This window comes from Nostoc sp. PCC 9305, assembly GCF_963920915.1.
Classification (GTDB): Bacteria; Cyanobacteriota; Cyanobacteriia; order Cyanobacteriales; family Nostocaceae; genus Nostoc.
In genome coordinates, this window is record NZ_CAWUDN010000028.1 from 64,096 (window position 1) to 75,419 (window position 11,324).

Sequence of the window (11,324 nt, forward strand, 5' to 3'; positions counted from 1 at the left end):
TTTCTAAAAGACGCGATTAATCGCGTCTCTACTCGTTTGGCTCAGACCTTAGTGTAATTATTGATTACTTTGGCTAAATCTGGCACTGCTTCTTCTACGTGCTTTTTGGCTGAACCGCGAAGTTTTTCATAGGTTCCTCGCACGATTTGGCGGTTTGAGTTCTTGACTCTCGCATCGGTAACACCTAGTAGTGCATCTGCTGTATTAGAGCGATTCGCACTCAGATATTCAACCGGGTCGCCTTTCTCTACGCCTTGACTCCAGATGGGATCGAGAGCTGTAAAGCATTGCGGTAATATCTGCTCAACGACATAGGGAATATACCCTGGCTTAACCCCCTTCAAAGCAGCAAAGGCAGTTTTCAAAGCGATGCCGCTCATGCCTGACTTGGATGCAAGCTGTCCTTCAATCATGTTGCAACAATCATCTATGACCATAGCCTTTTTGGTCGGGTTCAAAAGTCCGTCGCTAAGTCCCATTTCACTTTTCCTTATCTAAGTACTTAATTCTATTCGACTAATTTTTTTAGCAAGCAGGAAATTACAGAAAATGGTATCAGAGTTAGAGGATGTTGTGGATAAGCTGATACGCTTTTAACCTGCATAGTTGAGAAGAGGCTGGGGGCAGAGGGGCAGAGGGGCAGAGGGGCAGAGGGGCAGAGGGGCAGAGGAGCAAGGGGGAAAAGACCTCTTATCTGCTGATCTGCTGCCGTGAATCAGAGCGGAACATGGGGCTGAGTCCATCCACTTCTTAATAAGTGGTTCTTCGTACCCTACGGGAAGCTAGCGCAACAGTGAGGTTAATCCCTTTTCTGTTTTATCCCCCTTGCTCCCCTGCTCCCCTGCTCCCCTGCTCCCCTGCTCCCCTGCCCCTTACCCAAACTTAGCTTATCCCATCCTCCTGAGACCTAAATTGCGTCTCTGGCTGACTTGAGCCAGCTGGTAGAGCTTCATGTCTACTTCCCGAAGCTCCTGGAGAATCTGGAGGATTTGAACCTCCTCGCTTCCTAGGTAATATAGCCTGAGCCAAGGTTTTAACCAAAATATAGAGAATTGGCACTAAGAACAAACTCAAAAACGTCGAAAGCATCAACCCCCCAAACAGCGCTGTTCCTAAAGACCAACGGCTACTGGCTCCAGCCCCTTGAGAAATCACCAGAGGCAAAAATCCTAACAGTGCGGCAAAGGATGTCATTAAGATCGGTCGTAGACGTTCTTGCCCCGCTTTCACCGCCGCCCGCGTGTAGCTCATGCCCTGCTCGTGGAGTTGATTGGCAAATTCCACGACTAGAATTGCGTTTTTCGCAGCTAGACCAATCAAAGTTACCAAACCTACCTGGCAATAGATATCATCCACTACTTTTGGGAAGAGGCTGCCTGCCATGAAAATATTGGAACGCAGCCAAATCGCTGTCATTGCTCCCAAAACTGCTAGGGGAACTGTCAGCAAAATAATGATCGGGTCAATGTAGCTTTCATACTGAGCTGCCAGCACCAGAAAGACAATAACGATCGCTAAGGCAAAAATCAAGCCTGTAGCTCCCCCAGATGTCTTCTCTTGGAGATAAGTCCCTGTCCACTCATAACCAAACCCTTGAGGTAAGTTTTCTGCTGCTAGTTGCTCCATCGCTTTAATTGCCTGTCCAGAGCTAGCACCGGGAGCAGGAGCGCCTTGTACTTTAATTGACCTGTACAAGTTGTAATGGGCGATGGTTTTCGGCCCTACAAAGGGAGTAATTTTCACCAAACTGCTCAACGGAATCATCGCCCCACTGGCAGAGCGAACATACAGCTTGCCAATATCATCTGGATTCGAGCGGAACACCCCGTCTGCTTGGACATATACCCGATACTGTCGCTGTCCCTGCACAAAGTTATTCACATATTGCGATCCCAGGTAAGTTTGCAATGCCCCAAAGATGTCGTTAATTTCGACATTGAGAGCTTTGGCTTGGTTGCGATTTACCTGAATGTCAAATTGGGGAGTATCTGCGGTGAACTGAGTGAAGACTCCTTGAAGAACAGGGCTTTTACGTGCCGCCCCAATCAATTTTTGAGCAGTCTCAATTAGGGTTTCAATCGGCGCACTGCCGGTTTTGTCTTGAATGATAAACTCAAAACCACCCGTAGTACTTAATCCTCTCACTGGAGGGGCATTTACTGCGATCGCTCTGGCTTCTGTAATTGTAGAAAGTTTTTTGTTCAGCCTCTGAAGTATGCCATAAACAGATTGAGATTCTTCAGCTCTCTCTTTCCAGGGTTTCAGGTTAGCAAAGGCAATACCTAAATTAGAAGCATTACCATCGAAACCAAAGCCACTGATCATAAAACTAGCTCTAACTTCGGGAGCCGATGTGACTTCTTTGACTACCTTGTTCATCACAGATTCGGTATATTTCAAAGAAACTCCATCAGGCCCCTGGACAATGACAAAGAAGTAACCCTGATCTTCCTCTGGAATAAATCCGGTAGGTACTGCTCTGTACATCAAAACTGTTGCTAATAAACCAGTGACAAAAACCCCAATTACAATCGGCTTGACATGGGTAAGGTAGCTAACAAACCCGACATATCGCCGCGTGAACCAGCTAAATCCCCGATTAAACTGTGTAAAAAACCACCCCAAAGGGCCGCGTGGAGTCTGAGCAGGGCGCATAAGAATGGCTGCCATACTCGGAGAGAAGGTTAAGGCGTTGAAGGTGGAAATGGCAATGGAGCAAGCAACGGTTAAGGCAAATTGTTTGTAAACAATCCCTGTTGTACCCGGAATGAATGCAACGGGAATAAATACTGCCATGAGTACAAGTGAAGTGGCAATGATTGCCCCAGTTAACTCCTTCATGGCTTCGACAGCCGCCTCAAAGGGTCTCATACCCTGCTCTAGTTTGACTGCAACTGCCTCGACCACAATAATGGCATCATCCACGACGATCCCGATCGCGAGTACGAAACCAAACAAGGTCAGTGTATTAATTTGAAATCCTAAAACCAATAGAGCTGCACACGTCCCAATCAAGGAAACGGGGATCGCCACAGTCGGAATGATCGTAGTACGCCAGTCTTGTAAAAAGACAAAAATTACCAAGACTACTAGGACAATCGCCTCAACCAGAGTGTGCAGAACTTCTTCTAAAGAAATTTCTACAAACGGAGTGGTATCAAATGCCAACTGTGCTTTGAGTCCAGGTGGAAAACTTTTCTCTAATATCTTGATCTGTTCTTCAACAGCATGAGCAACCTTGAGGGCATTACTACCGGGAAGTTGATATATCCCCAAACCCACGGCTGCCTTGGGCGCATTTCCTGGGATGGTGAATTTGGCATCAGCCAGATAGTTCTCTGCTCCTAGTTCAACTCGACCGACATCTCTGACTTTAACTAGAATGCTGCTAGTGGGGTTATTAGTACTGCTATTAGTGCCGGCTGGACTTACCTTTAGCACCATATCCTCAAATTCAGCCGCATCTTTAAATCGACTGGTTGCCCGTAAAGCAAATTCAAAGCTTTGATTATCTGGTGCTGGTTCCTTACCAATCGCCCCTGCACCCACCTGAATATTTTGTTGTTGCAGGGCAGCTGTCACATCTTGCGGAGTTAGTTGATGTTGGGCAAGCTTGTTGGGATCAAGCCAGAGACGCATGGCATATTTGCGTTCCCCAAAAACCCTAGCACTTCCTACACCAGGAAGTCGTTTGATCTGATCGAAAATATACAGATCGACATAGTTACTGATAAAAATGTTGTCATACTCATTATTTTCTGAGTAAAACCCATAGACAAGCAGCAAACTGCTCGATGCTGTTTCAACAGTCACACCTGTTCGTTGAACAGTATCTGGCAATTGAGGTGAAGCCAGTGCTTCTTTGTTTTGAACGTTTACTTGAGCAATATCGCTATTGACATTAGTCGGGAAGGAGACAGTTATATTGCTCGAACCATCATTACCCGTATTAGAAGATATATAAGATACATCTTTAACACCATTAATTTGTCGCTCAATAATGTTGGTGACAGTATTTTCTGTTGTTTGAGCATCCGCACCAATATTGTTGGAGCTAACAGTAATTTGCACTGGGGCAAGGTCTGGTAGCTGAGAAATGGGAAGAATCGGTATACAGATGCTTCCCAGCAGCAAGATGATGAACGTGCAGACCGTCGTCAGCACTGGCCGTCTGATGAAGGTATTGACAAACATAAATCAAGGAATAAAGGAAAAGTCTCAGATTGGTTAGGAACGTAGTAGCTTTTTATTAATATAAGGATTTATTAAGGCTTAATGTTAGATATTTTCTTTTTCCTATACTCCGTATGGGAATGCATACATTTATGCTGATGACTCAATGTATCATTAGAGGCAGAGTCGGCAAAGCTTATAATTAACCGTTCCCATGCAAAGCATGGGAACGAGTCAAGCTTTATCAAGCTAGGTTTTTAGGATTTGTGTGTACACCGTAGCTTGTTGAGAAAGCAGAAGGGTTATTAAGAAGTCTCGTTCCCAGTCTGAGACTGCTGTCCTAGAGGCTCCGCCTCCCTTGCTGGCGCAGAGCCGCAATTGAAGTCCATTTCCAGCCCGGAGGCTGGAAACGAGATTTGACAAAGCTTTTAGCTTAAGTTGACACCTATGGCAATACTGCTCGGTTAAGCATTTTTAAATTGGAATTGGGTTTGGGGAAAAGGTTAAAGGGTAAAGGTTAAAGGTTTTTTCTTTCCCCTTTCCCCTTCCCCTTTTCCCCTTAACCGACAAGTATTGACACCTATGGCATCTTGCCCGCCCTGATTATGCAACTTGAATGCTGATTAGCTTAACAGCTTTATTTATCCCCGAACATGCGATCGCATTTCCGGGCAAACGCTGAGTTTGCATATATCTGAAGAGATAATTCAAATCTCATCGGAGTTGAAATAGCATTAAATAAAATTGGCGTTGCATATTTGCAGAATGATTTAGCAACTTCCAAAATTCTCCCCTGCCTACCCCAATTCATCCCACTGTTCTGTAACACCGAAATTGGCTCTCACTTAATTATTACTCAGGCAACACTGTTACATTTTTAGCTTTACACTTTTGTTTTAATCTTCAATCCAGTCTTCACGACCCAACAGATCGATAATCTTATCTCTGAGTAAAAAGTCATTTTCTTCTAGCTCAAGCTCAACACAAATCCAATCTCGACCAGGAATGTACTGACACAAAGCATAAATTGGCTGGTTACGTCTTACAAGTCCTTTGTGAATAAGTTGTCGCGCTTCTTCTTTAATAACTTCTAGGTCATATTTGACAGCAGTATCCATAACTTTTCTCCCAGCTATTTAAGTTCTGCAAAACCAGAACAATTCATGCTTTGGCTTTACCTTAAACTTACCAAAAGAATTTGAGGAAATTGTGAAAATGACAATAATGATACATAAGTTTATTCCTAGACAATCTTGACTTTGTAAGTATAATTTTTCACAAGAATCAAAGCCAAGTTGCTTGGAAAACGACAATACCTTTGCCAAAATAAAAGCCTAGAAAAATTTTGGCAAAGTATTGTTTGCACTAAAGTTTGCAGGTATGAAAAACTTGACTTCTAATTTGTTGCTGCGGTCAAATAATTTATTACTCTACATTTTTTGTGAAAGTTCATCAAAGCCAGTTCTGCAATGACTCAAACCGAGCAAATTCCGACTCTAGCTGCCATTGAATCCGCGCCCGATCGCTCTTGTTCAAAAAAGCACTGCACCCTTGAGAAACAGAGGTTTTACCAGGGATATCGCTTGCACAAACTGCAACCATTGTCTTAAACTCAGGCGACTTCCAGAGACTATTTCCCGGAGCGAAACTATATTCTAAGCCATTGCGAGCCAGTCGCTTGAGGTCTTTATATCCCAGCCCATATCTCGTTGCTGCTAACAAATATTCATGGCTCAAATCGATGCGGGAAATGCCTTCATCATCAGAAGCAAGGGTCATTGGTACTCCAGCCTTCCAATACTCCCTAAAAGGATGCCGATCTCCCTGGACATTCAAAATAACCTCATTACTGGTCAGGCAGATTTCGACCAACACGCCGAGTCGCCGCATTTGCTCCATCAACTCGAAGGGACGCTCCTCAAAAAGAATATCCACGCCATGTCCGATGCGAGATGCCTGTGCCACTTCTACAGCTTGCCGAATATGAAAACGTAAATCCTCTGTCGGAACCAACCCCAGGGTTAACTCTCCGGCATGGAGCGCGACCTTGACATTGGGATATTGGCGTTTGAAAAATTGCAGCATTTGCATTTGCAGGGTGTAGTCGCGCAGTGCAATCGGGTTGTCTTCTGGGGCGACGAGATTGATGCCAACTACCCGCGAATCCGATGAATCTAGTGCAAAGGCATAAGCTAACTGAGCAAAAACTTCAACGGGCGACTTTGTTCTTGTCGTTTGCTGCAAATAGCGCACCGTCACTGCACATCCAGGCTGTGCCGATGGAGTGCCGCAACCGAGTGTTTTAGAGACTTCGCGCTCCAACTGTGCAAATTGCTGGTTGCCGAGTGTCACTAGCTTGCTTAATCCTCGTTTGAGCAATTGACGGTGCATCTCTTGCAAATCTTTATTCCAACCAACTTCACGCCCTAGCTGTCGAACCTCACTGCCCTGAACCGTAAGCATTAACTCTAGATAGGTAATGTGCTGCGAAGCTGCCCGATTTGCTACTTCTGCAACCATATCATCCCGACGGCTCATAGAGTCTGATATTGGCCCAAAACCACTAAAAGCTTCAAAAAATTGGTCGTGTCCTGATTTTCCAGCAAATTGGAGGTTACGAGTAGACCAACGATTTATTAGGGAATCATAAACAGATGTTCGGTTTAACAATTCTGAGGCTGGAAAATAGCTACTGTCCTGACCGCAAGCTTTAGGTTCAACTAAAGCCCCCGCCTTTGGATTCACACAATACCCATCGGTGGCAGCCCACTCCAGATAGTGTTCTGCGTACACAGCACCGCTTAGATGACTGTGGATATCTCCTCCCTTCGGCATTCGCTGTACAAATGCTCGTAAAGCGCCTGGCTGTGTGCGATGGGCTTCAAACCAACTAGCAGTTTCAGCTTCACTCCGAGTCGAGGACTGCTGAGAATTAGATGGGACTTGGGCTGCTACACTGAAGATCAAACAGCTAGAACTCGTTAATACTCCTAAAAATAAATAATATAAGGGCGCTCGTCTATGCATATAGATTTATTTTTATGTAAAACATGGCCAGTATTGAGTGTAGTTATCATGCTGTTCAAAACCATCAACTATCAATCTTTCTAAGCCAAATAAACTATAACCTAAGATAGATACGTATTAATTAATTTTATTTAGTCCAATCAGAACTTATCATTCTTTAACATTTTTTGTTCGCTACTCAGAAAGCCTTGCTCATCGGGCGATCGCATACTCTAACCACCGAGGTACTTTAAAGCTACGATGACTAAACGGACGATGGTAGCCTAAACAAACTCCGATGCTGCCAAATAGCCAGTGTAGAAACATAGGTATATCCAATGCGCCCCAGGATAAAACCAAGGAGCCAGCAATGCTACTGTGCGAACAGTAGTAAACCTGATAAATTTCCCATGTACCGAGTATAGGCATGAGCAATCAGTGCAATAAGAAACAAGTTGTCGGAAATCTTTAGATTTCATCTAAATTTCATTAGATTATTAGATCATTAGAATTAGTAAACATATTAGGTAAGATTTATGCAACTGCTATTTTTAAGGAATGGCTTTTTAGCGCTAACTTTTACTGCGATCGCTTCAGCTGGTGGGTTAATGACAGGCTGTACTAGTACTGCTTCCCAGAACCAAAGCCAAGCGCCAAAGGAAACCGCCACCAATGCTAAAGACAAGCAGATGATGAACCACGGTGGTGGCATGATGAATCACAGTATGGGAATGGATTTAGGCCCAGCCGATGCTAATTTTGATTTACGATTTATTGACGCTATGATACCGCACCATCAAGGGGCTGTGGAAATGGCGAATGTTGCGCAGCAGAAATCAAAACGTCCTGAAATCAAAAAATTAGCAGACAATATTATCAAATCGCAAAACCAAGAAATCACTCAGATGAAGCAGTGGCGACAAGCTTGGTATCCCAAGGCGGGAGATAAACCAATGGCTTACAACAGCCAAATGGGTCACATGATGGAGATGTCGTCTGACCAGATGCAAACTATGATGATGAGTCAAGACTTAGGTGCAGCCGATGCTGAATTTGATTTGCGCTTTATCAATGCGATGATTCCTCACCACGAAGGGGCTGTAACAATGGGAAAAGATGCCTTAAGTAAGTCTAAACGCCCTGAAATCAAGAAATTAGCCCAAGAAATTATCAAAGCCCAAGATATAGAGATTAAACAAATGCAACAGTGGCGAAAAGCTTGGTACAATAAGTAATTTTTAATAAAGTCTTCAGGTCAATATCAAGTGAAAATGCTTGTAGACATTGATGGCAAAAAAGTAGACGGGCGTTTTATGTTATGCTGCATTAGTTCTGCTTGTGAAGAGTTAAATAGTGTGGCTTATAGCAACAATTTCCTTCTAATTAATAATATCTAGTCATATTTATAAACTACTGTTATTTGCTTTTATGATTTGTTGCATTTGTGCTTTTAAACCTCTTAACCTTTTAAAGATATCTTTTTCATATTTAATACCTAATTTAAGCAATTGACGACATCTATGCATCTTTAAATGCTGCCGATTAGGAATTTTTAACTCACCTTCATTTGTAGCAATAGTTCCAGTAACTTCGTATGACTTTTTAGCAATATAATGCTTTTCCTTTTTCTTGTTACTACGTAATCCGTAACGATGAAACTGCTTTTTGACCTGCCCAATCAACTCACCTGGAACACGATCGCCTGAGATTGTGACAATTCTTTATGAAACTGCGCTAAATAAGCCCACTAATGAGCGGAACTTTACCTAGCGCATGTTTGACTTCAAGTAAGCCTTTTCGTCCTTCATCTTTATATTTTCTCAGTGGAAGATGCAGGTGCAGCTTCTCCTCGCCAAAGTCGTATCCCTCCGTGGAAGCAAGCTACGTGTAGCGCCGTAGGGAAGGGAGCCGAAGTGCTGCTCCCCTCATCTCCCTATTTACAGTGCCTATTTACTAGAATGGGACTTTTCTGGCATGACTATATTAGTATGGCTTGCCTTGCCATTTTTGCCGTTAGTATGTCCGTTACCATTGCGGGGATGGATGACACCATAACCGCCGTGGTTACGTTCGTAAATTACATTAATCTCTCCAGTTTCAGAATTATGGAACATATAAAAGTCGTGTCCTACGAGTTGCAGTTGTTCTAGGGCTTCTGCAACAGTCATCGGCGGCATGGAAAAATATTTGGTGCGGACGACTTCGTTGGGCAATTCGGGGGTGCGATCGCCAATTAAATCTGTTACTATCGACTCTGCAACAACTACTTCTGTTGGTAGAGCATGAGTTTTCTGGTCTTGACGCCGTTCTTTATATTTCCGCAGTTGACGAGCAATTTTATCTGCTACTAAGTCAATGCTGGCATATAGACTTTCGCTGCTTTCCTCGGCACGAATAACGCTACCATTAGCATAAATAGTTACTTCAGCTGCTTGTCTTGGATTAATTCGGGGATTCCGAGCGACGCTAAGATGCACATCCACTTCATTTGTAATGCTTTGAAAATGACTAACTGCTTTTTCAATCTTTTGATGTACATACTCACGAATCGCATCGGTGATTTCAATATTTTTGCCGTGGATGACAAGCTTCATGTAATACTCTCCCGCTGGATATTTTAGATGTGTGAATTTGCTTTGTATGAAAAGAAATTGCGGTAAGGTTTATTACTCCCGCCAAAACAAATTGTGAACTATATTGTATCTACTGCTGTTAAGCTGTCTCTCAGCTTGCTGCATCTGAGGAATTGTCAAGTATAGCCTTGATTTACCTCCTCATCTCTGCGCTGATGTCTAATTGTATATCCAATTAGCACTCAAGAGTTGAGGAAATCTAATTGTAGCTCCTATGACTACCTTTTCCTTTAAAGGAATGCTTGCAGAACTGTTGATAATTGCTCCTTCTGTGTTCGATTGAGGTTTGCTTGCTGTTGCTCAAGAATACAAGGCTCTGTGGAAGTTTGATTCTGTTTGAAATGCAAACAATGATATTAAAGTCATCAGCCAGTACATTCTTCCTTATTGTCTTGGCATAATGCTTATTGCAGAGAATTCCTCCTAAAACCTATTGAGGTTATATATTCAAGCTAGCACTTTGTATTTTCTAATGCATGTTCCCTTGACTTTCCTTTAAAATCCTTTGCAAAGCTTGACAATTGTTGATTCTAATCCTGTAACTTGAAATATATTTAGTTCTTTATACGGTTGAATTTTGGCATGATCCATAGTAGCGAACCACACAAAAACATTTGTTTGCTGTATAATCAAGGATTAATGCCTTACTTGGAAGCTCATGGATGGCAGCGATCGCTTCTGACTGAGCGCATTCATGACCCAAGTCTCAATGACGTATTGATTTTGCTAGAACATCCACCTGTCTACACTTTGGGACAAGGAAGCAACTCAGACTTTCTCAAATTTGATATTGACAAAGGTCAGTATGATGTGCATCGAGTTGAACGAGGCGGCGAGGTTACTTACCATTGTCCCGGTCAACTGGTAGGCTATCCAATTTTAAATCTGCAACGTTATCGTAAAGACCTCCATTGGTACTTACGGCAACTCGAAGAAGTAATAATTCGTGTATTGGCAGTTTATGGATTGCAAGGAGAAAGAATTCCGGCTTTTACTGGCGTTTGGTTGCAAGGGCGAAAAGTTGCCGCAATTGGTATTAAAGTCAGCCGTTGGATTACTATGCACGGCTTTGCGTTAAATGTTTGTCCAGATATGACAGGCTTTAAGCGCATTGTCCCCTGCGGTATTTCTGACAAACCTGTAGGCAGTTTAGCCGAATGGATTCCAGGTATCACCTGCCAAGAAGTGCGTTTTTACATAGCAGAATCTTTTGCGGAAGTCTTTGGTGTGGAATTAGTAGAATCTCAGCCTCAAGGATTTTTCCAGTCTGAATAAATTCAGCTTGTAATATGTAATAAATACTATAGCAGTCCTATCTAAATTGTGAGACACTTATGAGAGTGGTCCATATTAAATAGTATCAAAATAGCTATTTAATACCCATTTGAAAAAGAATGTGATAGATATAAACCTGAAAAACCAGATTAAATCAGACTTTTTGAATTTGGAATTGGTATAAGGGAACTCCAAGAAATAAATTATCCAATCTTGTGGGGTGGGCATCTTGCCCGC

General features: G+C 42.9%; 9 protein-coding genes and 1 pseudogene. 2 read left to right on the plus strand and 8 right to left on the minus strand.

The genetic code is table 11. The features are described from left to right. Positions 1-41 precede the first annotated feature (41 nt). From ACM0OX_RS12855 to ACM0OX_RS12880, 6 genes and pseudogenes are all read right to left on the minus strand, one after another. Entirely contained in the window at positions 42-479 is a 438-nt protein-coding gene (locus ACM0OX_RS12855) for a DUF6918 family protein (RefSeq protein WP_099103615.1), read from the minus strand. 403 nt (positions 480-882) lie between these two features. Further along, positions 883-4,194, minus strand: a complete 3,312-nt coding sequence (locus ACM0OX_RS12860) for an efflux RND transporter permease subunit (RefSeq protein ID WP_414515253.1) — start codon at positions 4,192-4,194, stop codon at positions 883-885. Between the two features lie 875 nt (positions 4,195-5,069). Continuing rightward, entirely contained in the window at positions 5,070-5,291 is a 222-nt protein-coding gene (locus tag ACM0OX_RS12865) for a DUF4327 family protein (RefSeq protein ID WP_335197944.1), read from the minus strand. 334 nt (positions 5,292-5,625) lie between these two features. Then, on the minus strand, positions 5,626-7,200 hold the full coding sequence (locus ACM0OX_RS12870) for an adenosine deaminase (protein ID WP_414515255.1): 1,575 nt from the start codon (positions 7,198-7,200) through the stop codon (positions 5,626-5,628). 198 nt (positions 7,201-7,398) lie between these two features. Then, positions 7,399-7,580: pseudogene (locus ACM0OX_RS12875) on the minus strand (acyl-CoA desaturase); the annotation flags it as partial. After that, positions 7,553-7,633 carry a biliverdin-producing heme oxygenase gene (locus ACM0OX_RS12880; RefSeq protein ID WP_414515272.1) on the minus strand — a complete coding sequence of 27 codons (81 nt, stop codon included), beginning with the start codon at positions 7,631-7,633 and terminating at the stop codon, positions 7,553-7,555. The gene ACM0OX_RS12880 and the pseudogene ACM0OX_RS12875, both read right to left, overlap by 28 nt. Before the next feature lie 82 nt (positions 7,634-7,715). On the opposite strand from ACM0OX_RS12880, the gene ACM0OX_RS12885 reads away from it, so the two are divergent. Then, the gene (locus tag ACM0OX_RS12885) at positions 7,716-8,414 is read left to right on the plus strand and encodes a DUF305 domain-containing protein (RefSeq protein ID WP_414515256.1); all 699 of its coding nucleotides are present in this window, start codon (positions 7,716-7,718) and stop codon (positions 8,412-8,414) included. Between the two features lie 168 nt (positions 8,415-8,582). Here ACM0OX_RS12885 and ACM0OX_RS12890 read toward each other — a convergent pair whose 3' ends face one another. Together ACM0OX_RS12890 and hpf are read right to left on the minus strand one after the other, a co-directional pair. Then, positions 8,583-8,861 carry a hypothetical protein gene (locus ACM0OX_RS12890; RefSeq protein ID WP_414515257.1) on the minus strand — a complete coding sequence of 93 codons (279 nt, stop codon included), beginning with the start codon at positions 8,859-8,861 and terminating at the stop codon, positions 8,583-8,585. A 264-nt stretch (positions 8,862-9,125) separates the two neighbouring features. Then, positions 9,126-9,773, minus strand: coding sequence for a ribosome hibernation-promoting factor, HPF/YfiA family (gene hpf, locus ACM0OX_RS12895; protein ID WP_094348138.1), 648 nt, complete (start codon positions 9,771-9,773; stop codon positions 9,126-9,128). 621 nt (positions 9,774-10,394) lie between these two features. On the opposite strand from hpf, the gene lipB reads away from it, so the two are divergent. Continuing rightward, positions 10,395-11,087, plus strand: coding sequence for a lipoyl(octanoyl) transferase LipB (gene lipB, locus ACM0OX_RS12900; RefSeq protein WP_414515259.1), 693 nt, complete (start codon positions 10,395-10,397; stop codon positions 11,085-11,087). The last annotated feature ends 237 nt before the right edge of the window (positions 11,088-11,324 follow it).